This is a genomic window from Ochrobactrum sp. SSR (assembly GCF_030067775.1).
Taxonomy (GTDB): Bacteria; Pseudomonadota; Alphaproteobacteria; order Rhizobiales; family Rhizobiaceae; genus Brucella; species Brucella teleogrylli.
This window is the reverse complement of the sequence record NZ_CP125969.1, coordinates 953,170-974,111: the sequence shown is the minus strand read 5'-3', so window position 1 is coordinate 974,111 and position 20,942 is coordinate 953,170. Positions and strand designations below refer to the sequence as shown.

The following is a 20,942-nucleotide window of genomic DNA, read 5'->3' as shown; positions in this document are numbered from 1 at the left end:
ATCCTTTCATCGCCTGTCACTCATGACATGGCGGTGTGCGTCGTTGACGTGTATTGCGAGCGAAGGCTCAGTAGGACTGATACTGAAGCTTTCACACGAAAAGACATTGTCCAGATTTAAAAGAAACATCTATTGATAGAGCGGGGGAAGGCACTGCGAGTCGTCAATTTGCATTGACTTGGTTGTGATTACCCTGCCGGCGGCTGGGTCGGCACATCAATAAGGGAACCAGCCAAAGCAAATTGGGAGAACTTAGCATGCGTGTCTTGAAGCGTATCGTCGTGGCTGCTTCGGTGGCGACGATGGCAACCATGATCGGCGGACTGGCAACGACTGCTGCAAATGCCGAAGCACCGCTGAAACTCATCATCGGCACTGAGGGCGCCTATCCTCCGTTCAATTTCATTAAGCCGGATGGCACCCTGGCTGGTTTCGACGTGGATATCGCAAAGGCGCTTTGCGATGAAATGAAGGCCGAGTGCACGTTCATCACGCAGGAATGGGACGGCACGATCCCGGCGCTGCAGGCTGATAAGTTCGACGCCTATGTATCGTCCATGTCGATCACGGAAGAGCGCAAGAAGCAGGTCGATTTCTCCAATAAATATTATAACACGCCTCCCGGCGTCGCGGTTCCCAAGGATAGCGACATCAAGGGCGTGACCAAGGCGGACCTTGCAGGTAAGACGGTCGGCGTGCAGGTTTCCACCACCCATGCCAATTATGCCGAACACGCCTTCACCGACAGCACGATCAAGGCTTATCCGACCGCTGACGAATATCGCCTCGATCTGGCCAATGGCCGCCTCGATGCCGCCAATGATGACAGCGTCACGCTGGCCGAATGGCTGAAGACGCCGGATGGCGCCTGCTGCAAGATGGTTGGCACCTATCCGCCCGACCCGGAAATTCACGGTGTTGGCGTGGGCGTCGCCTTGAAGAGGGGACGTCCCGAATTGGTGGAAAAGTTCAATGCCGCCATCAAGGCCATCCGTGCGAACGGAAAATACAAGGAAATCAACGACAAATATTTCGATTTCGACGCTTACGGCTCGGAAGACTGATTCTATCCGCGAATTTGCACCGGCTTGCGATGCGCGGGCCGGTGCATTCAAGCGAGCTTTTGGCGGAGACAGGTCCAACTCTTGCGTCAACTGTTCGATTTTTTTATGAAAGTTTGAAAATAGCTCTTGCCTTAGGAAAGCGAATTCTCTAGGGAACTCAACGTCCGAGAGGGCCACGGAGCGTAGCGCAGTCTGGTAGCGCACCTGATTTGGGATCAGGGGGTCGCAGGTTCGAATCCTGCCGCTCCGACCATGTTTTCCCCACCATGATTGACCTGAAAAAGCAAGCTATCCAGTGCTTGGCTTGCGGCGCGTGTCTTTATCGCGTTGACATGGGTTGGTGGGTCTACTATTGCCTTGTTGAAATTCAGAGCCCTTTTTGGGGGCGGCAAGAGCATAGTCCAAGGTTCTTCAAATGGTTGCACGCATTTTCCGTCCAGCTAAGACTGCCATGCAGTCCGGTCAGGCCAAGACAGATCAATGGATCCTCGAATACGAGCCGGAAAGCCCGCGCACGGTCGAGCCACTGATGGGCTACACGTCGTCAGGCGATATGAGAAGCCAGATCCGTCTCGCTTTCGATAACCAGGAAGACGCCATCGCTTATGCAAAGCGCTATGGCATTGCCTATCGCGTTGCCGAGCCGAACGAACCGAAGCGCCGCAAAGTGTCCTATTCGGACAATTTCCGCTTCGATCGCACGATGCCCTGGACGCATTGACAGCTTGCCCGGTCTTGGTCATCGCGCTAGGGCCGGAATATGATCGCTCGGGCTTTTACTGAAGCCCGAAGCGCTCAAAATGTCTTCGACTTTTCAAAGACGTGGTCCCGTAGCTCAGCTGGATAGAGCACCGGCCTTCTAAGCCGTAGGTCGCAGGTTCGAATCCTGCCGGGATCGCCACCTTTCCCAAATTTCCGTTCCGTTCTGCCTCCATGCGTTCATCCCGTGGGAAATGTTGCGCGCATGGATTTGCACGCCGGTTCTTGGTCCTGAGGACTTGGAATACCGCGACGGTGAGAATCGCGCTTAAAGGCGCCGGTCTTCTCGTCGGAAAGGTTGTTATGAAGCTCGTGTTTCTCGCAGTATCGTTTGCTATTGTTTTTCTCACTCCGATTGCCTATGCGGCGCCAGACGGACAAGCGGATGGTTGTATCGTCGCACCCCCGCAGAAATGCTGCCCCAACAAGGACAAACCCAATTCTATGATCTGCTTCCCCTATACCGGCAGATCATAAGCCGGTTTGATCCCTGTCATTGTCAGTAAAACTGTCGATATCCGGTGGATAGAGCCCGATTGTCTTTCTTGTTTACAGCTTTCGCGTGTATTTCAGCAAAGCTTTAATAAGTGAAGAGGAGAGGGCATGCGTTATATTCCAACGGCGGTGGCCGGGTTCATCGGTCTGGTTTTGCTCAGCGTTATTCTGGGCTCATGGTACACGATCGACGAAGGCGAACGCGGTGTCGTCCTGCGATATGGCGCGGTCGCCGGGGTCGCGCAGCCGGGACTGGGTTTCAAGATTCCCTTGATTGATTCCATCGTTCGCGTTTCGGTACAGTCGAAGGCGGCGATCTATAACCAGATGGAAGCCTATAGCCGCGACCAGCAACCGGCGACCATGAATCTGTCGGTCAATTATCGCATCCCGCCGGATCGCGTCGAGGAAGTCTACGCCAATTACGGCGGCGAGGACGGCCTGCTGTCGCGTCTGGTCGAGCGTCGCGTTTTCGAGGAAAGCAAGACGGTGTTCGGCAAGTTCAATGCCGTGACTGCCATTCAGGAGCGTAGCCGTCTCAATCAGGAGATCGCCGAAGCCATCCAGAGTAGCGTGCGTGGGCCGGTGGTTGTCGATAGCGTCCAGATTGAGAATATCGACTTCTCCGACGCCTATGAACAATCCATCGAGCAGCGCATGCTGGCGGAAGTCGAAGTGCAGCGTTTGCGCCAGAATGCCGAGCGCGAAAAGGTGCAGGCGGAAATCACCGTCACGCAGGCCAAGGCGCAAGCTGATGCGCGCCGTGCGGAAGCCGAAGCGCAGGCCGATGCCGTGCGTCTTCAAGCCGAAGCGGAATCGGAAGCTATTCGTCTGAGGGGCGATGCGGAAGCAACCGCCATCAAGGCGCGTGGTGACGCGCTGCGGGATAATCCGGGTCTCGTATCGCTGACGCAGGCGGAAAGATGGAACGGCCAGTTGCCATCGACCATGTTGCCGAACAGCTCGATCCCGATGCTGAACCTCAATCCGCAGACGGTGTCCGAATGATTGAAAAATGGCGGGGCAATACCCCGCCATTTTTATGATCTCGTGGCCGGCTTAGCGCGGTTCGTTGCCGCGTGGGCGGATATAGGCACGTGGGCCATGACCGCCCGGGCGTCCGCCGTGCCAGCCGGGACGATCCCAGTTCCGGTTACGATAGCGATAGTCAGGGCGTCCCCAATAACCGCGACGATAATAGTAGTCATCGCGATCATTGAGCGCGGAGCCGATGGCCACTCCGGCGATCAGCGGAATGCCGATGAGGGCTGCGTTACGACCGAAATCATTGGAATAGCCGCTGCCGACCGTTCCTTCCTGAAACGCGATATAGCGTGACGACGACCAGCCATGGGTTCCGCCATAGCTCACCTGACACCAGCCATAACCCGAGGTGCAGCCGTGTACTGTCACCGGCGCGCCGCCCGGGATGGCGCCCATAGAAGGATAGCTGGTGCTGGGGCCGGTGCGGATATTGAGATTGGCGGTGGAGATGGCGTTTGCGGCCTGCGCCGCGCCAGCCGACAAGACTCCCAACGCCACAATGGCAGCTTTCAAAGCGAGTTTCATCGAACATCTCCCTGAATGAACACGATGAATGACGACAATCTTTTATGAAACGAGGCTGTCGGGCGAAAGTTCCTCTTTGGAACTTGGTAAACAGTCGGACGTCAGGGCAATCGGTGAGAAGAGCAATATACGGGACAAAGAAAAAGCGCCGGGATGTCCGGCGCTTTTGTATACGTTTGCTTGGTGGGGCCGGGCTTAACGCTTACAGCGCGCCACGTAGATTTTGCCATGACGGTTGCGGTATTCGCAATTTCCATTGCGCAGTTCGCGCACGAGCAAACCACCAAGCGCGCCTGCGCCTGCACCGATCAGAGCACCACGCCCGCCGCCGGCGATGCCGCCGATAATGGCGCCTGCACCCGTACCGATGGAAATATCTTTTTCAGTGGTGGTGCAGCCTGAAATTGCCATCAGCGCCACCAGTCCAAGTGCTACTTTCCGCATTTCTGTGTCCTCCGTAAGTGCAGTGATGCAATAAGAACGATTCGCCTTGAAATCGGTTGCTCGAAAATAAAGGAGAATTTGCAGCGAAAACAGTGGTTAGCGGCGATAGCGCAGAATGACCGCAATCGCCAGGACGGCCAGACCTATGGCGATGAAACCCTGAATAATGAAAACCGCATTCATCATGATATCGTCCTTTAGCGCTGATGGTTTTCCGTCAAACCATCGCGCATATGGTGCCACTGAAAGCACTTTGCGAAAAGTATAGAGCGCATTCCGGCTGCTGCAAGGTGCCGGGCCTGCGCTCGCACTCGATTATGCCCGTCAGATCGCGGCAAAGCCTTTTTCAAGATCTGCGATGATATCGGCAACATCTTCCAGACCAATCTGCAGCCGGATGACCGGTCCTGGATAATTGCCCTTGGCAATCAGGCGGTCGGCAACGCGCACCTGCAGCGCGAGGCTTTCATAACCGCCCCAGGAATAGCCAAGGCCGAAGATTTCCAGCGCGTTGAGGAAAGCATGGGCTTCCGCCTGTCCGCCTTCTTTCAGAACGAACGAGAAGATGCCCGACGAGCCGGTGAAATCGCGCTTCCAGATTTCGTGGCCGGGATGGCTTTCAAGGGCAGGGTGCAGAACCTGTGCGACTGCGGGATGGCTTTCGAGCCAATGGGCAACTTCCAGTGCGCTCTTGCGGTGATGCTCCAGCCGGATGCCCATGGTGCGCATGCCGCGCAGGACTTGATAGGTATCGTCGGGGTTGGCGCAAAGCCCAAGCGTGCCGTGGGTTTCGAGAAGCTGCGGCCAGCATTTCTCGTTGGCGGAAATGGTGCCGAACAGAATGTCGGAATGGCCGGATGGATATTTGGTCGAGGCGTGAATCGTAACATCCACACCGAAGTCGAGCGCCTTGAAATAGACTGCGGTTGCCCAGGTGTTGTCCATCATCACGATGGCGTCGCCTTTGTGGGCAGCTTCAACGATGGCCGGAATGTCCTGCATCTCGAAAGTGTTGGAGCCGGGCGATTCCGTAAAGACCACCTTGGTATTGGGCTTCATCAGAGCCGCGATGCCCGCGCCGATTTCCGGGTCGTAATATTCGACATCCACGCCCATGCGCTTGAGGATCGTATCGGCAAAATGACGGGTCGGATTGTAAATCGAATCCACCAGCAAAGCATGATCGCCGGAAGACAGGAAGGCCAGCAGTGGCACGGTCACAGCCGCCAGACCGGACGGAACGCAGACGGTTCCGGCAGAGCCTTCCAGTGCATTGATCGCATCGCAAAGCGCATCGCTGGTGGGCGTTCCGCGCGTGCCATAGGTATATTTCTGGTTGCCGGTCGCCATGGTCTCGGCATCCGGGAAAAGCACGGTCGAGGCGCGGACAACCGGCGGATTGACGAAGCCGTGATAGTCGCGTGGCTGATAGCCATCATGCGCCAGTCGAGTGTTTATCCCCAGTTTCGCCGTGTTGACTTGCTGCTTAGCCACGAAATTGCCTCCAGACCGTGTTGCATGCGTTCCGCCGGTTCTCTTTTAGAGAGCTCTGCATGGTCGTACCGTCTACCGGATGCGGCCAGATGCGGTTGGCAGAAAGATCAATGATTCCGCCGATAACGGAATGTTTTGAAGTTCATTCGATAAGCCGCGTCTGGGCTGGATGCAACCCTGTGGTCAGTGCTCGAAGTGCAAGATGCGATGCGAAAAGGGAATAATGGAATGTCATCACCGGATATGAAAAACACGCTTCTCAATCCGGTATATGCGGCCATTGAACTTATCCGCTCCTTTCTGCGTCCTGCTTATAAGGGAGCTCCCTATTCCTGGACCATGCAGATGACCGCAATCGTCGTGCTGCTGCCCTTCATCATCCTGATCCTCCACCTTTGGGACGCCGATATCGTTCGTGCGGCGGCTGGAAGCACCAATATCGTCATGGAAATCCTGCGAACCGTGACCGACGCGATCCGCACGCTGGTGTGGCTGGCGGTGGCGCTGATCGTCTGGCTCGTGACGGCTTTCATCTTGTCGCCCGGTTATCGGGGACAGATGCGCCCCATTCTCATGCGCTGGCACGGTTGGGCTACGCTGGTGCTGGCGTCCATCGTTGCGGGCAGTATTCCAACGGAAATCGGCAAGCTTGCCATCGGTCGCGCGCGCCCGTTTCTGCTCGATCAATATGGTGCAGCCTATTTCTCGCCGTTCAAGGGCGAGTTTCTCTATGAGAGTTTCCCGTCGGGCCATTCGATGATGGCGGGTATCATGATGATGTCGCTGAGCATTTTTCTGCCGCGCTGGCGCTTTCCGATTATCGTTATCGGTCTATTGTTCTGCATCAGCAGGCTTGCTGCCGGAGCGCATTTCCCGACCGACATTGTGGCAGGTTGTACGATTGGATTGCTCGCAACCTGGTGGGTGGCGCGCTACATGGCGACGCGAAATATTATTTTTTCACTGGATGATAAGCACACGCTCCCCACTGTGTGATTCTGGCCCTGACCGCGGCTGTTTTCGACGGCCGCGCTTGGGCTATGTTCATTTAAATAACTGTTATTACTCTATTTTCACTTTCGAGATTCCAGCAAGTGTCGAACCTCACACTTTGTTAGCCGCGCTACCCAGAAATTGGGAAACCGTGTAAAAAATTGAACCGCTGTTTCGGGCTTTTCCACGAAACGCGGATTTTGCCGCCGTTATTAACTTGACCAATGCCCAAATATCGCCTTCGATAAGGCGGTGAAGGCGACAGGCGCCGCTGTGCTCGAAAATTAATCAAGAGGCCGGATAAACCGGTCAGGGCGAGAGGCGGTCTGCTATGCAGCGTGGGGTTGAGGAGGAGCGCAACGCTTTTTCCGGAAAAACCTATGCAACAACAACGAGAGAGACGCACGGGCAGTTTGCCCGACGTTTCCAGGGAACAAAAAGGTTGCAGGCCAGATGAAAAATACAATCGTAATGGGGTTATTGGGTGCGGCAGCGCTGTTCGGCGCGGCTTCAGGGGCATCTGCCGACACGCTTTCGGATGTCAAGGCAAAGGGCTTCCTGCAATGTGGCGTCAACACCGGTCTTCTCGGTTTTGCTTCGCCGGACGACAAGGGCGAATGGTCGGGCTTCGACGTGGATTATTGCCGCGCGGTCGCGTCCGCGATCTTTGGCGATCCGACCAAGGTGAAGTTTACGCCGCTCAATGCCAAGGAACGCTTCACGGCATTGCAGTCTGGTGAAGTGGATGTTCTGATCCGCAACACCACTTGGACCATCAGCCGAGATACGTCGCTCGGCCTCGATTTCGCGGGCGTGAATTATTTCGACGGCCAGGGCTTCATGATCAATTCGAAGAAGCTTTCCGGCATCAATTCGGCGCTTCAGCTTTCCGGCGCTTCGATCTGCGTTCAGGCTGGCACCACGACCGAACTGAACATGGCCGATTATTTCCGCTCCAACAAAATGGAATATAACCCGGTCGTCTTCGAAAAGGTCGATGAAGCCAATGCGGCTTACGATTCCGGTCGTTGCGACGCTTATACCACCGACCAGTCCGGCCTTTATGCGATCCGCCTGACGCTCGCCAATCCGGACGATCACGTCATCCTGCCGGAAATCATTTCCAAGGAGCCGCTTGGACCAGCTGTCCGTCAGGGCGATTCCAAGTGGGCAGACGTTATCCGCTGGACCCATTATGCCCTGTTGAACGCCGAAGAATTCGGGATCACGAAGGCCAATGTCGACGAGATGAAGAACTCCGACAACCCCGAAATCAAGCGCTTGCTTGGCACCGAAGCCGATACCAAAATCGGCACCGATCTCGGCCTCGACAATGACTGGGTCGTCAAGATCGTCAAGGGCGTCGGCAATTACGGCGAATTGTTCGAACGCAATCTCGGCAGCGGCAGCCCGCTCAAGATCGCGCGCGGCCTCAATGCCCAGTGGACGAAGGGTGGCCTGCAATACGGCATGCCGATCCGCTAAGGACGACGGCTTTTGCATCTGACGTGGGGTGGGGGCATTTGCACCCGCCTCATGCCGGATTTGTCAGCTCTTTATTTCCCTGAGAACAGGTTTCCCTCGGGATCGGACCTGTTTCGTAGCAGGCATTTGAAATGGGCGTTTGCCCACAAGAGCGCATAGCATTTCGCTGGCCAGACATTTGAACCGGCCCGTCGCAAAAAAGTATGGTTCGGCTGCATTGACGTTTCGAGAATTACGCTTCCGTTTGGGAGCGCCGTTTCCGTTCCGAAAAATTTGCGCCAGAGCCCCAAGATACGGGAAACATATGGCTTCCTATTCTGCAACCGAACGCCATGATGGCGGTGGAACCTCACTTCTCTACGATCCGCGCGTTCGCGGCATCTTCTATCAGGTGATTGTGTTCGTCGCGGTCGTAGGCTCGATCTACTGGATCGTCGGAAACACGATCACCAATCTTCAGCGCGCGAATATCGCCTCCGGCTTCGGCTTTCTGAACGGTCGCGCGGGTTTCGATGTCAGCCAGACACTGATTTCCTATAACAGCGATTCCACCTATGGCCGGGCCATTCTGGTCGGTCTGGTCAACACGCTCTATGTGGCGGGCTTGGGCGTTATCACGGCCTCGATCATCGGCTTTCTTGTCGGTATCGGTCGTCTGTCGCGCAACTGGCTGATCCGCAAGATCTGCACGGTCTATGTCGAGGTGTTTCGCAACATCCCACCGCTGCTGGTCATTTTCTTCTGGTATTTCGGCATTTTGGCCACCTTGCCGAATGTGCGCGAGAGCATCAGCGGACCGCTGCACACCTATATCAATACACGCGGTTTCTTCATGCCCGCGCCGGTCTGGGGTGAGGGGGCGTGGCTGATACTGGCGGCGCTCGCATTGGGCATTGTCGGCTCTTTCGTGGTGGCGCGCTGGGCCAAGCGCCGGCAGATGGCGACGGGGCAGCCCTTCCATACAATCCGTGTCGCGATCGCTTTGATCATTGGTCTGCCGCTGCTTGCCTTCATCGCGGCCGGTTTCCCGGTATCCTTCGATGTCCCGAAACTCGGTACTTTCAATCTGACCGGCGGCGCGCAGGTCAAACCGGAATTTCTGGCGCTGTTTCTGGCTCTGTCTTTCTATACGGCGTCGTTCATTGCCGAAACGGTGCGCGCAGGCATTCTTGGCGTTAACAAAGGGCAGACGGAAGCCGCTTATGCCGTGGGCATGCGGCCCGGCCCGACGATGCGGCTGATCATCGTGCCGCAGGCGCTGCGCATTATCATCCCGCCGCTGTCGAGCCAGTATCTGAACCTTATCAAGAACTCCTCGCTGGCAATCGCCATCGGCTATCCGGATCTGGTCGCCGTTGGCGGCACGATCCTCAACCAGACGGGCCAGTCGGTTGAAGTCGTGGCGATCTGGATGGTGATCTATCTGGGCATCAGTCTGGTTACATCCGCCCTCATGAACTGGTTCAATGCCAAAATGGCGCTGGTGGAGAGATGACCATGGAAAATGCCGATCTCCAATATATCCGTACGCAAATGGTCGATAGCGAAAAGCCGCCGCGTTCCGTACAGGGCTTTTCGCACTGGCTGCGCGTCAATCTCTTCGCTTCTCCAACCGATGCGGCCCTGACGATCTTCGCTCTGTTTCTGCTGGTCTGGTTTCTGCCTTCGGCGATTCAGTGGCTCTTCATCAATGCGGTGTGGAGCGGAACCGACCGCACCGCCTGTCTGACCGTTGCGCAGGGCGGCGCACAGCCGGATGGCTGGTCCGGGGCGTGCTGGGCTTTCGTTCAGGCCAAGTATGAGCAGTTCCTCTATGGGCGCTATCCGATCGATGAGCGGTGGCGGGTCAATCTCACGGCGCTGATCTTCGTCGTGCTTTTGGTGCCGCTTCTGATCCCGAAGGTGCCGCAGAAGGCGCTCAACGCCATTCTGTTCTTCTTCGTGTTTCCGTTCGTCGCTTTCTTCCTGCTGGTTGGTGGCTGGTTTGGCCTGTCCTTCGTGGAAACGCCGCTTTGGGGCGGCCTTCTGGTGACGCTGGTTCTTTCCTTCGTGGGCATTGCCGTCTCACTGCCGCTCGGCATTTTGCTGGCGCTCGGTCGCCGGTCGCATCTGCCTGTCATCAAGACATTCAGCATCATTTTCATCGAGATGGTGCGCGGTGTTCCGCTGGTCACAGTGTTGTTCATGGCGAGCGTCATGCTGCCACTGTTCCTGCCGCCGGGAGTCACCTTCGACAAACTGCTGCGTGCGTTGATCGGCGTGGCGTTGTTTGCCTCGGCCTATATGGCGGAAGTGGTGCGCGGCGGACTACAGGCCATTTCGCGCGGGCAATATGAAGGCGCGGATGCGCTCGGCCTCAGCTACTGGCAGAAGACGGGTCTCATCATCCTGCCGCAGGCGCTGAAACTGGTGATTCCCGGCATCGTGAACACCTTCATCGGTCTCTTCAAGGATACGAGCCTCGTCTACATCATCGGCATGTTTGATCTTCTGGGCATTGTTCGCCAGAATTTCTCCGATGCCAATTGGGCTTCTCCACAGACGCCTGCTACCGGCCTTATTTTTGCGGGCTTCGTTTTCTGGATTTTCTGTTTCGCTATGTCGCGATACTCTATATTCATGGAACGACGGCTCGACACGGGTCACAAACGATAAAAAGAACAAAAGGGAATAATGGAATGAGTGCACAAAGCGCCCTCCCGCAATCCGAGCTCGGTGTCGATGTCGACCGCTCCAAGATGCAGGTTTCCAAAACCGATGTCGCCATCGAAATCACCAATATGCATAAGTGGTATGGTGAGTTTCACGTTCTGCGCGACATCAACCTGAAGGTCATGCGCGGTGAGCGTATCGTCGTGGCTGGTCCGTCCGGTTCCGGCAAATCGACGATGATCCGCTGCATCAACCGTCTGGAGGAGCATCAGAAGGGCAAGATCGTCGTTGACGGTATCGAACTCACCAACGATCTGAAGAAGATCGATGAAGTGCGCCGCGAAGTCGGCATGGTGTTCCAGCACTTCAACCTTTTTCCGCATCTGACCATTCTGGAAAACTGCACGCTGGCCCCGATCTGGGTGCGCAAGATGCCGAAGAAAAAGGCGGAAGAAATCGCCATGCATTATCTGGCGCGCGTGAAAATTCCGGAGCAGGCTAATAAATATCCGGGCCAGCTCTCCGGCGGCCAGCAGCAGCGCGTGGCAATTGCCCGTGCGCTGTGCATGAATCCGAAAGTCATGCTGTTCGACGAACCGACTTCTGCGCTCGATCCGGAAATGGTCAAGGAAGTGCTTGATACGATGGTGAGCCTTGCTGCCGAAGGCATGACCATGATCTGCGTGACGCACGAAATGGGCTTTGCCCGTCAGGTCGCCAATCGCGTGATCTTCATGGATCAGGGCCAGATTGTCGAACAGAACTCGCCGAACGAGTTCTTCGACAATCCGCAGCACGAACGCACCAAGCTGTTCCTCAGTCAGATCCTGCACTGATCAGGCCGATTGCCTTGCATTGAAAAACACCCGCCAGTGTCGCTGGCGGGTGTTTTCGTTGGAAACCATATTGCAGACAGGCTGCCGTTTATTCGGCGTGCGGCCCTTCGCAGAACTGGATGCGGTTGCCAAAGGGGTCGATCACGCCCATCACGCGCCCCCAGGATTCCGTCTCAATTCCCGGACGCATGAAGCGATAGCCGCGTGCAGTGATTTCCTTATGCAAGGCGTCGACGCCCTGCATGCGCACAAAAATATTGGCGCCGGGGCTGCCATCGCCGTGATGCTCGCTCAGATGCAGGGTCAGGCCTTCGCGTGACACCTGCATGTAAAGCGGCATATTCTCTGCAAATCGGTGCTCCCAGTCGAGGGTGAAGCCCAGAAAGCCGATATAGAACTCCTTGGCTTTTTCAATGTCGAAAATCCGAAAGACGGGGCAGGTTTGTTCAAAGTGGATTGTCATTTTGCAAAGCCTTTGCGACTGATAGCCCATTGAAGCGGGGAGGTATTTCGTGATGGATTTCCGGTGGGAAGAGATGCTCACGCCTGAGCAATATCGCGAATTTCATGCGTTTTACAGCAAGGAATGGTGGACACGCGAGCGAAGCTTCGAAGATGTCGTCCAAATGCTCAATCATTGCGATGTGCTTGTGTTCTGCTTCGACGATGCAGACAAGATTGCTGGCTTTGCGCGGGTGTTGAGCGATTTCACCTTCAAGGCGATGATTTTCGATGTGATCGTTTCCGATCATCACCGGGGACGAGGGCTCGGACAAGCCATCGTCAACCGTGTGTTGGGCCACGAAAAGCTGCAACGCGTGAAGAGTTTCGAACTTTATTGCCCGGACCGGCTGGTGCCGTTCTATGAAAAACTCGGCTTCGTCAGAGGTACATCGGCGCTACTTTTCAACCAGTCGTGATTCAATCCTCCACGAAATGGCGAAGGCGCTGCAAGGCATCGTCCCACTGCGTCGAAACGGCCGCCAGATAGGCGCGGGCATCGACAAGTGGAGCAGGATGCAGGCGGAAGTGACTTTCCCGCCCGATCTTTTCCCGCTGCACAAGGCCAACCTGTTCGAGAACGGACAGGTGCTTGGTCACGGCTTGCCGTGTGATGCTGCCATTCTGCGACAGCACCACGATGGAGCGGCTCTCACCGTCACTCAATGTTTCGATGAGCGCAAGTCGGGTCGGGTCGGCAAGCGCCCCGAAAATAGCGGATATTTCCATGGCGTGACGGGCTGGGCTTTCATTCATTTTTCGACATGGGCCTTGATGTTGCCGACCTGCTCCTGCCAGCCGCCATCGTTCATGCGCAGCGCCAATGGCTGGCGCTCGGCGGGCAGGGCATCGAAACCGCTTTCAACAACCGTCAGGCGGGTGCCGTTCTCGATCGGTTCAAGCTTGAATTCCACCAGCGTCGGCGGCTCCTTGGAATAATCGACATCGGGCTCGACTGCATAAGGATGCCAGGTGAAGGCAAAATAGTTCGGCGCATTCATATCCTTGACGAAGGATTCCCAGCGCACATGCTCAAAGCCCGGATAGGTGATGTGGCCGGTCGAAGCGGTGCCGACGACGAACGGGCCATCGATCTTGACGCGAAACCAGCTTCCAAACTCGTCATGGTCGGTCAGGGCGCGCCAAACGCGGTCAATGCCTGCGCGAATATCAACGGTTTTCTCAATACGATCTGTCGTGCTTGCAAGGGTCATGGTGTAAATCCTCCGTAATTGGCAACTCAATGGTTGCTAATTTACAGGTGCAGTAAAAATAAGCAACCAAAAAGTTGCATATTTATTCCGGGGAGGGTGCTTTGTCGGGCAAGGGGAACAGCGTGCGAAGCTTTTCTGCCAAGGCGCGATCTCCTTCGACGATCAGCAGACCGGCCTCCTCAAGCGCTGATAATGGCTGCCCGCCATAGATCGTTGCGGCGACCATGCGCGGTGCGCCTTGCAGCGAAAGATCGCATCGTTCTGGCTTACCACGGGCGATATCCAGCGCCTCATCATGCAGGTGGGCGGTGAAATCTTCTCCATCCAGCTGCAGGTGGATGGTCGCATTCATCCCATGCGCGCTTTCGCTATCCAACATAGTGCGCAGGGATAGCAAGAACGACACCGTTGATATCGGCAGGTTCGGATCGTGCATTGGCGAACGCGCGGCCCAACGACCGAGTGCTTGCAGGATAGGCTCGCTTTCATAGCCCCATTCGGTGAGTTCATAGACCTGCACCGAGGCGGGGGAGGCAATTTGGTCTTGTGGAGAATGCCCGCCAGTTCCAGCCCTTCCAGCCTCTGGGTCAGCACATTGGCGCTGACGCCCGGCAGATCGGCGCGCAAATCGCTGAAGCGCTTTGGGCCCAGCATCAGCTCTCGCATGACCAGCAGCGCCCAGCGCTCTCCAATTAAATCAAGGCCATGCGCTGCGGCGCACGCATCGTCATAGCTGCGCTTGGCGGCTTGTTTTTCGCTTTTAGTTATTTTTCCTAACTTCATAGTTGCTTAATATAACTTATCTGTCATTATGTTCAAGCAAACTTAATCCAGACATGTCCGTTAGAGGCAGAAAATGTCTGGCCCAGCGGCGATTAATGTTCGCAATGGAGACAGGGCCGCACCCTGCCAATGGAGGAAATGACATGCCGAAAATGATTTTCGTGAATCTGCCTGTGAAAGACGTTGCGCGCTCGACCAGCTTTTATGAAGCCATTGGCGCGCAGAAGAACCCGATGTTCTCGGACGAAACCGCGTCCTGCATGGTTTTCTCCGATACGATCCACGCCATGATCCTTGATCATGACAAGTTCAGCCAGTTCACGCCGAAGAAAATTGCCGATGCCACCGCGGTCAGCGAAGTACTGGTCTGCCTTTCCGCCGACAGCAAGGCCGAGGTGGATGATACGGTCGAAAAGGCCGCGAAGGCTGGCGGTCGTGCCGATCCAGCGGCCAAACAGGATTACGGTTTCATGTATGGGCGCAGCTTCGAGGACCCGGACGGCCATATCTGGGAGCTGATGTGGATGGATATGGAAGAAGCAGCCAAGGTCATGGGCTGACATCAAACCGGATAGACAGGGAGGAATTGACCATGTCTGGTCTCACCATTTGCCTGTGGTTCGATGGGCAGGCGGAGGAAGCCGCCAATCATTACGTCTCGATTTTTCGCGCCTGCGGGCGACCGGCTTCGATTGATGGCTTCATCCGCTTCAAGCATGGCCATCAGCAGAATGAAGAACAGGCGGTCACCGCAAACTTCACGCTCGACGGACAAAAAATATGCGGCCTCAACGGCGGTCCGTCGTTCAAGTTTACGCCAGCGGCTTCGTTGATCGTTCGCTGCAAGGATCAGGCAGAGGTGGATGCCTTCTGGGAAAAACTTCTGGAAGGCGGTTCGCCGATGGAATGCAGTTGGCTGACCGACAAATACGGTTTCGCATGGCAAATCGTGCCCGACATGTTGCTCGATATTCTCGAAAACGGTGCGCCCGATGTCCGTCAGCGCGTAGCGGACGCCATGATGAAAATGGTCAAGATCGATGTTGCGACACTGGAAGCCGCGCGCGACGCAGGCTGAGTTTCAACCGACTATCCGCGAATGGCCGCAACCGCATCATAGCCATAGAGCCAGTCCAGATCCTTCAGGAAAGTATCCGGGCGGCGCAAGGCAAACAGCATGTTGCGGCCAAGCGCCATTGGTCCGGTGGCGTGATAGGCAAAGCGGTTAAGCTGGCCGCGTTTGGCGACCGCCGCGATCCGTTCCTTGCGGACGGTTTCGAAGCGGCGCAGTCCCGCCGATTGATCGGCGGCATCAAGCGCTTCGGCAAGTGCCGCAGCATCCTCAATCGCCATCGCCGCACCTTGCGCGGCAAATGGCGTGACGGCGTGAGACGCATCGCCCAGAAATATGGTGCGGTTCGGCCCCAGAAACTGCGGTTCCGACATTTCGAAAAGCGGCCAATAGGTCCAATCTTCGGCAGTTGCCAGAACATCGCGAACCGGCTTGGCCCAATCCCGATAGGCGGCTTGCAGCTTTGCGCGGTCGCCTGTTCCGGACCAGTTTTCGCCCGCATTTTCACCTGCCGTTATGGCAACGAAATTGAAGAATGTCCCGGCTTTGACGGGATAGGCGATGAAATGAATCCTCGGGCCGAGCCAGGCCGATACGGCCTTGCGTTCGGGAAGGGCGCTCAGGAAAGAGGCGGGCAGGGCATTGGTTGCCAATGTTGCGCGCCACGCAACATGGCCGCTGAACCGCGCCATGTCATAACCGGCAATCGCGCGCTCGACCGACCAGACCCCATCGCAGGCGATCAGATAATCGGCCTCGATGGTCTCCGTTCCGCTTTCGCTTTTGACGGTCGCCACGATGCCCTTGTCGCGAGCGCTATGATCGAGGATTTCGCTGCTGAGACTGATCTGGATCGCCGGGTTTTCCGCGCAGGCTTGCAACAGGGCCGATTGCAAATCGGCACGATGGCAGACCACATAGGCATGATGCCAGCGCTTAAAAGCCTTGTCACCCAGCTCCATGGCAAGCAGGGGACGCGCCTTGCGACCGTCAACGAGGTAGAGCTTTTCAGGTGTTACGGTGTGGGAAGCCAAGCTGTCGGCGATACCGAGGCGTTCGATGTGACGCATGGCGTTGGGGGCCAGCTGCAGGCCCGCTCCGACTTCAGAAAGAGCGGAAGCTTTCTCGATGAGCCGGATGGTCCAGCCCCGTGCTGCAAGTTCCAGCGTCGCGCTCAATCCCGCGACACCAGCTCCTGCTATCAATATGTGGCCTTTGCCCATATCGGTCTTCTTGCCCAATGCTGTGCCGAGATGGGCTTTAACAGACGCCGATCAGGCCGCTTTGTCGGCTGGGGCGTCGTAGGTGCAGCCTGCCGGGACGGTTTCGTCGGCATGCAGCTTGGCATTGTAGCGATAAAGGGTCGAGCAATACGGGCAGACCACTTCGCTTTCGTCGCCCATGTCGAGGAAGACATGCGGATGGTCGAAAGGCGGGTTTGCGCCGACGCACATGAATTCCTTTACGCCGATTTCAATGGCATTATGGCCGGCGTCGTTCTGGAAATGAGGAATGATGTGATCGGACATAATACGCTCCGGGCTGTCGTTCGCGGTATATAGCACGCCTCAGACCAGCGCGCTCAAAACTCTGCTTGCGTTTACCCTGAAACGCTTGTTTCCGGAAGCGTTTTCATCAATTCTAGGGATATTTAAGTGATTTGCTATCAAACTGTCATGTGACAGCCATAGGCTTTGCGATGCGCCGGTTCGTTCCGGCAGATGCCGGATTAGGAAAAATGAACGAAAACAGTGTGTTGGCAAGCGAAACCCAGAACGGGGCTCATGAGATGACAGCTGAACCAGCCCGCACCTCCGATATCGGTTCGGACATGCAAAACGCTCCCGATGCTCACAAAGCTTTGAATGAAGATAAAATCGCGGAGCTGATGAACAGCGCGGATCGCTTCGTTAATCGTGAGTTTTCATGGCTCCAGTTCAACCGCCGCGTTCTGGATGAAGCCGCCAATATGCGCCAGCCCTTGCTGGAGCGCCTGCGTTTTCTATCTATTTCGGCCACCAATCTCGACGAATTCTTCATGGTGCGCATCGCCGGTCTTGCGGCGCAGGTGCGGGCCGGTGTGGCGCTGCGCAGTGCCGATGGTCGTACGCCACAGGAACAGCTCGATTTCGTTCTGGATGAAGTGAGCCGCTTGCAGGCCGAGCAACAGGGACGTTTCCGCATTTTGCGTGATGAACTGGTGCAGGAAAATATCGACATCGTTCGCCCGTCGGGCTTGTCGGATTCGGAAAAGGAATGGCTGGAAAGTCATTTTCTTGAAACGATCTTCCCGGTTTTGACGCCGCTCTCCATCGATCCGGCGCATCCTTTCCCGTTCATTCCGAATCTGGGCTTCTCAATTGCCTTGCAACTGGCGCGCCGCGCCGACAATCACCCGATGACTGCGTTGCTGCGCATTCCGGTGGCTCTGAAGCGTTTCATCCAGCTGCCGACAGACCAGCAAAACGTCTATCGTGTCATCACCATTGAAGATGCGGTGAGCCTGTTTATCGGTCGGCTGTTCCCTGGTTATGAGGTGCGCGGCGCAGGCACATTCCGCATCATTCGTGACAGCGATATTGAAGTTGAAGAAGAAGCCGAAGACCTCGTGCGTCTCTTCGAAACGGCGCTGAAGCGCCGCCGTCGCGGTCAGGTGATCCGTATCGAATTCGATGGCGAAATGCCGGAAGCCTTGCGCGTCTTCGTGGCGACGGAACTTGGCGTGTCGGAGAATCGCGTCAGTGTGCATGAAGGGCTTCTGGCGCTCAACATGATCTCGGAAATCGTTTCGATCCCGCGCGATGACCTGAAATTCGTGTCCTATAATCCGCGTTTCCCGGAACGCATCCGCGAGCATGGCGGCGATTGCTTCGCCGCGATTCGCGAAAAGGATATCGTGGTTCACCACCCTTATGAATCCTTCGACGTTGTGGTGCAGTTCCTGCGTCAGGCGGCGGCTGACCCGGATGTGCTGGCCATCAAGCAGACGCTTTATCGCACCTCCAACGACAGCCCGATTGTGCGTGCGCTGGTCGATGCGGCAGAAGCGGGAAAGTCGGTGACGGCGCTGGTCGAGCTGAAGGCGCGCTTCGATGAAGAAGCCAATATTCGCTGGGCGCGCGATCTCGAACGCGCGGGCGTGCAGGTGGTGTTCGGCTTTATCGAATTGAAGACGCACGCAAAAATGTCGCTTGTCGTGCGGCGCGAAGATCAGAAATTGCGCTCCTATGTGCATCTGGGCACCGGCAATTATCACCCGATCACCGCGCGCATTTATACGGATCTATCCTTCTTCACCTCGGATGCGGATATTGCCCGCGATGTGGCGCATATCTTCAATTTCATCACCGGCTATGCCCAGCCCGCCGAGGAAATGAAAATCGCCATTTCGCCCTTCACCTTGCGCGCGCGCATCATCAAGCACATTGAGGATGAGGTGGCGCATGCGAAGGGCGGGCGACCGGCGGCGATCTGGATGAAGATGAATTCGCTGGTGGATCCACAGATTATTGATGCGCTCTATAAGGCAAGCCAGGCGGGCGTTCATATCGATCTGGTGGTCCGCGGCATTTGCTGCCTGCGGCCGGGTGTTCCGGGCTTATCGGACAATATTCGCGCCAAGTCGATTGTGGGGCGTTTTCTCGAGCATAGCCGCGTTTTCTGCTTTGGAAACGGGCATGATCTGCCGTCCGACAAGGCGATTGTCTATATTGGTTCCGCCGATATGATGCCGCGCAATCTCGACCGCCGTGTGGAGACTTTAGTACCCATCACCAACGCAACAGTTCATCAACAAATTTTATCACAAATCATGTTTGCCAACATAATTGATAACCAACAGAGCTATCAGCTACTTGCGGATGGCACCTCTCGCCGGATAGAAAAAGAAGAAGGAGAGGAAGCTTTCAACGCGCAGGAATATTTCATGACCAATCCTAGCCTTTCGGGTCGCGGAAAGTCGCTGAAGTCTTCGGCCCCCCGCCTCATCGCGCATCGCAAGCGTGCGCAGGCGGAAAGAAAAACGACTGCATGAGCCCAGCTATAGCACAAGGCCGTCTGAAGGGTCTCAAGCCCATCGGGGTCATTGACATCGGCTCGAATTCGATCCGTCTCGTCATTTACGAAGGTATCGTCCGTTCACCGACGGTGCTTTTCAACGAAAAACTCCTTTGCGGTCTCGGCAAGGGGCTGGCCAAGACAGGCCGGCTAAACGACAAGTCCGTCGATATCGCACTGCGCGCCCTGCGGCGCTTCCGTGCGCTGGCCGAACAGGCGGGCGCGGTTTCTGTGCACGCGCTGGCGACAGCTGCCGCGCGCGAAGCGAAGAACGGGCCTGATTTCATCGCGCAGGCCGAGGCCATTCTCGGGCGGCACATTGAAGTACTGTCCGGCAAGGAAGAAGCCTATTATTCGGCGCTGGGGATCATTTCCGGCTTCCACAAGCCCCATGGCGTGGCGGGTGATCTCGGTGGCGGCAGCCTTGAGCTGGTGGCCGTCAACGATCACGATATCGGCGAGGGCATCACCCTGCCGCTCGGCGGCTTGCGCCTTCAGGACATGTCGGACGAAAAGCTGACGGAAGCTGCGAAGATCACACGCACGGAGCTTGCAAAGGCAACGCTGCTTGAAATGCATCAGGGGCAGGTTTTCTATGCTGTTGGTGGCACGTGGCGTAACCTTGCCAAGCTGCATATGACCGCGAAGCATTATCCCCTGCTGGTCATGCATGGCTACGAGATGGACCCGGTTGAGGCGCAGAGTTTTCTCAAGCGCGTCGCCAAGGGCAATATCGACACGATGCGCGGTATTGAGGCGGTATCGAAGAACCGTCGCCAGCTTCTGTCTTATGGCGCGACTGTGATGCTGGAAACCATCCGCCGCATGAAGCCGTCGAAGATCGTCTTCTCGGCACTGGGCGTGCGCGAAGGTTATCTCTACTCACTCTTGCCGAAGAACGAACAGAAACTCGACCCATTGCTGGCTTCTGCGGAAGAACTGGCGATCCTGCGGTCGCGTTCGCCGCGTCATGCGCGTGAACTTGCCGTCTGGACGACGCTTTCATTGCCGCAACTGGGCTTTGATGAAACCGAGGATGAGGCGCGTTATCGCGAAGCCGCATGTCTTGTGGCGGATATAAGCTGGCGCGCGCATCCCGATTATCGCGGTTCGCAGGCGCTGAACATCATCGCTCACGGCTCGTTCGGCGGCATCGACCATCCGGGCCGGTCCTATATGGCGCTTGCCAATTATTATCGCCATGAAGGTCTGATTGAAGACGAGATCGCGCCGGAAATCGTGCAGCTTGCCACACCGCGCCTGCGCGAAAGGGCCAAACTGCTCGGCGCGTTGCTGCGCGTCGTCTATCTTTTGTCGGCATCGATGCCGGGTGTCATTCCACGCCTCTATTGGCGTGAGGAAGAAAACGGCATTGCGCTGGTCGTGCCGGGCGATCTTGCCGATCTTGTTTCGGACCGCCCGGAAGGTCGCCTGCAGCAGCTTGCCAAATTGACGGGCAAGAACCTGTATTTTGCGATCAGCGACAAGGGAGGGAATAAGGGAGTAAGGGAATAGGGGAGTATGT

21 protein-coding genes, 2 tRNA genes and 1 pseudogene are annotated in these 20,942 nt (G+C 56.4%); 15 read left to right on the top strand and 9 right to left on the bottom strand.

Annotated elements, in window-relative coordinates:
• Window positions 1–257: 257 nt before the first annotated feature.
• The 5 genes from QLQ11_RS04665 to QLQ11_RS04645 all read left to right on the top strand — a co-directional run bounded on the left by QLQ11_RS04665 (window position 258) and on the right by QLQ11_RS04645 (window position 3,326).
• A complete protein-coding gene (locus tag QLQ11_RS04665; protein WP_121535665.1) occupies window positions 258–1,064 on the top strand; it encodes an ABC transporter substrate-binding protein in 807 nt (268 codons plus the stop codon).
• 176 nt (window positions 1,065–1,240) lie between these two features.
• Window positions 1,241–1,317 (top strand) — tRNA-Pro (locus QLQ11_RS04660).
• A 162-nt stretch (window positions 1,318–1,479) separates the two neighbouring features.
• Window positions 1,480–1,785 carry an ETC complex I subunit gene (locus QLQ11_RS04655; RefSeq protein WP_121535671.1) on the top strand — a complete coding sequence of 102 codons (306 nt, stop codon included), beginning with the start codon at window positions 1,480–1,482 and terminating at the stop codon, window positions 1,783–1,785.
• A gap of 103 nt (window positions 1,786–1,888) precedes the next feature.
• Window positions 1,889–1,965: transfer RNA gene (locus tag QLQ11_RS04650), tRNA-Arg, on the top strand.
• 461 nt (window positions 1,966–2,426) lie between these two features.
• The gene (locus tag QLQ11_RS04645; protein ID WP_121535677.1) at window positions 2,427–3,326 is read left to right on the top strand and encodes a prohibitin family protein; all 900 of its coding nucleotides are present in this window, start codon (window positions 2,427–2,429) and stop codon (window positions 3,324–3,326) included.
• 51 nt (window positions 3,327–3,377) lie between these two features.
• Here QLQ11_RS04645 and QLQ11_RS04640 read toward each other — a convergent pair whose 3' ends face one another.
• The 3 genes from QLQ11_RS04640 to QLQ11_RS04630 form a co-directional block, all read right to left on the bottom strand.
• Window positions 3,378–3,887, bottom strand: a complete 510-nt coding sequence (locus tag QLQ11_RS04640) for an SH3 domain-containing protein (protein ID WP_121535680.1) — start codon at window positions 3,885–3,887, stop codon at window positions 3,378–3,380.
• Window positions 3,888–4,082: 195 nt separating this feature from the next.
• A complete protein-coding gene (locus QLQ11_RS04635; RefSeq protein ID WP_109368703.1) occupies window positions 4,083–4,331 on the bottom strand; it encodes a YMGG-like glycine zipper-containing protein in 249 nt (82 codons plus the stop codon).
• A gap of 324 nt (window positions 4,332–4,655) precedes the next feature.
• Window positions 4,656–5,825, bottom strand: coding sequence for a cystathionine beta-lyase (locus tag QLQ11_RS04630; protein ID WP_109368704.1), 1,170 nt, complete (start codon window positions 5,823–5,825; stop codon window positions 4,656–4,658).
• Window positions 5,826–6,053: 228 nt separating this feature from the next.
• Here QLQ11_RS04630 and lpxE point away from each other — a divergent pair, with 228 nt between their 5' ends.
• From lpxE to QLQ11_RS04605, 5 genes are all read left to right on the top strand, one after another.
• Window positions 6,054–6,821: a lipid A 1-phosphatase LpxE gene (gene lpxE / locus QLQ11_RS04625; RefSeq protein ID WP_109368705.1), complete on the top strand. Its 768-nt coding sequence runs from the start codon at window positions 6,054–6,056 to the stop codon at window positions 6,819–6,821.
• A 450-nt stretch (window positions 6,822–7,271) separates the two neighbouring features.
• Entirely contained in the window at window positions 7,272–8,303 is a 1,032-nt protein-coding gene (locus QLQ11_RS04620; protein ID WP_121535683.1) for an amino acid ABC transporter substrate-binding protein, read from the top strand.
• 304 nt (window positions 8,304–8,607) lie between these two features.
• Window positions 8,608–9,798, top strand: coding sequence for an amino acid ABC transporter permease (locus QLQ11_RS04615; RefSeq protein ID WP_121535686.1), 1,191 nt, complete (start codon window positions 8,608–8,610; stop codon window positions 9,796–9,798).
• Window positions 9,799–9,800: 2 nt separating this feature from the next.
• Window positions 9,801–10,958, top strand: a complete 1,158-nt coding sequence (locus tag QLQ11_RS04610) for an amino acid ABC transporter permease (protein WP_283735797.1) — start codon at window positions 9,801–9,803, stop codon at window positions 10,956–10,958.
• A 23-nt stretch (window positions 10,959–10,981) separates the two neighbouring features.
• The gene (locus QLQ11_RS04605) at window positions 10,982–11,791 is read left to right on the top strand and encodes an amino acid ABC transporter ATP-binding protein (protein ID WP_121535689.1); all 810 of its coding nucleotides are present in this window, start codon (window positions 10,982–10,984) and stop codon (window positions 11,789–11,791) included.
• Between the two features lie 88 nt (window positions 11,792–11,879).
• On the opposite strand, the gene QLQ11_RS04600 is transcribed toward QLQ11_RS04605, so the two are convergent.
• Window positions 11,880–12,254 carry a glyoxalase superfamily protein gene (locus QLQ11_RS04600; protein WP_121536288.1) on the bottom strand — a complete coding sequence of 125 codons (375 nt, stop codon included), beginning with the start codon at window positions 12,252–12,254 and terminating at the stop codon, window positions 11,880–11,882.
• A 52-nt stretch (window positions 12,255–12,306) separates the two neighbouring features.
• On the opposite strand from QLQ11_RS04600, the gene QLQ11_RS04595 reads away from it, so the two are divergent.
• The gene (locus tag QLQ11_RS04595; RefSeq protein ID WP_210261446.1) at window positions 12,307–12,711 is read left to right on the top strand and encodes a GNAT family N-acetyltransferase; all 405 of its coding nucleotides are present in this window, start codon (window positions 12,307–12,309) and stop codon (window positions 12,709–12,711) included.
• Between the two features lies 1 nt (window position 12,712).
• On the opposite strand, the gene QLQ11_RS04590 is transcribed toward QLQ11_RS04595, so the two are convergent.
• The 3 genes and pseudogenes from QLQ11_RS04590 to QLQ11_RS04580 form a co-directional block, all read right to left on the bottom strand.
• Window positions 12,713–13,048, bottom strand: coding sequence for a helix-turn-helix transcriptional regulator (locus QLQ11_RS04590; protein WP_235858866.1), 336 nt, complete (start codon window positions 13,046–13,048; stop codon window positions 12,713–12,715).
• Window positions 13,045–13,506: an SRPBCC family protein gene (locus tag QLQ11_RS04585; RefSeq protein WP_121535695.1), complete on the bottom strand. Its 462-nt coding sequence runs from the start codon at window positions 13,504–13,506 to the stop codon at window positions 13,045–13,047. Before QLQ11_RS04585 ends, QLQ11_RS04590 begins: the two co-directional genes overlap by 4 nt.
• 82 nt (window positions 13,507–13,588) lie before the next feature.
• A pseudogene (locus QLQ11_RS04580) lies at window positions 13,589–14,289 on the bottom strand (winged helix-turn-helix transcriptional regulator).
• 143 nt (window positions 14,290–14,432) lie between these two features.
• Between QLQ11_RS04580 and QLQ11_RS04575 the strand changes: the two are divergent.
• Both QLQ11_RS04575 and QLQ11_RS04570 read left to right on the top strand, forming a co-directional pair.
• Window positions 14,433–14,849: a VOC family protein gene (locus QLQ11_RS04575; RefSeq protein ID WP_109368712.1), complete on the top strand. Its 417-nt coding sequence runs from the start codon at window positions 14,433–14,435 to the stop codon at window positions 14,847–14,849.
• A gap of 32 nt (window positions 14,850–14,881) precedes the next feature.
• Complete coding sequence (locus QLQ11_RS04570; RefSeq protein WP_121535701.1) at window positions 14,882–15,367, top strand: VOC family protein; 486 nt, start codon at window positions 14,882–14,884, stop codon at window positions 15,365–15,367.
• 11 nt (window positions 15,368–15,378) lie between these two features.
• Here QLQ11_RS04570 and QLQ11_RS04565 read toward each other — a convergent pair whose 3' ends face one another.
• Both QLQ11_RS04565 and QLQ11_RS04560 read right to left on the bottom strand, forming a co-directional pair.
• Window positions 15,379–16,584, bottom strand: coding sequence for an FAD-binding protein (locus QLQ11_RS04565; protein WP_121535703.1), 1,206 nt, complete (start codon window positions 16,582–16,584; stop codon window positions 15,379–15,381).
• Between the two features lie 51 nt (window positions 16,585–16,635).
• Complete coding sequence (locus QLQ11_RS04560; RefSeq protein ID WP_119041191.1) at window positions 16,636–16,890, bottom strand: zinc-finger domain-containing protein; 255 nt, start codon at window positions 16,888–16,890, stop codon at window positions 16,636–16,638.
• Between the two features lie 260 nt (window positions 16,891–17,150).
• Between QLQ11_RS04560 and QLQ11_RS04555 the strand changes: the two genes are divergently transcribed.
• Together QLQ11_RS04555 and ppx are read left to right on the top strand one after the other, a co-directional pair.
• Entirely contained in the window at window positions 17,151–19,394 is a 2,244-nt protein-coding gene (locus QLQ11_RS04555; RefSeq protein ID WP_371830777.1) for an RNA degradosome polyphosphate kinase, read from the top strand.
• On the top strand, window positions 19,391–20,932 hold the full coding sequence (gene ppx / locus QLQ11_RS04550; protein WP_371835921.1) for an exopolyphosphatase: 1,542 nt from the start codon (window positions 19,391–19,393) through the stop codon (window positions 20,930–20,932). Before QLQ11_RS04555 ends, ppx begins: the two co-directional genes overlap by 4 nt.
• Window positions 20,933–20,942 lie beyond the last annotated feature (10 nt).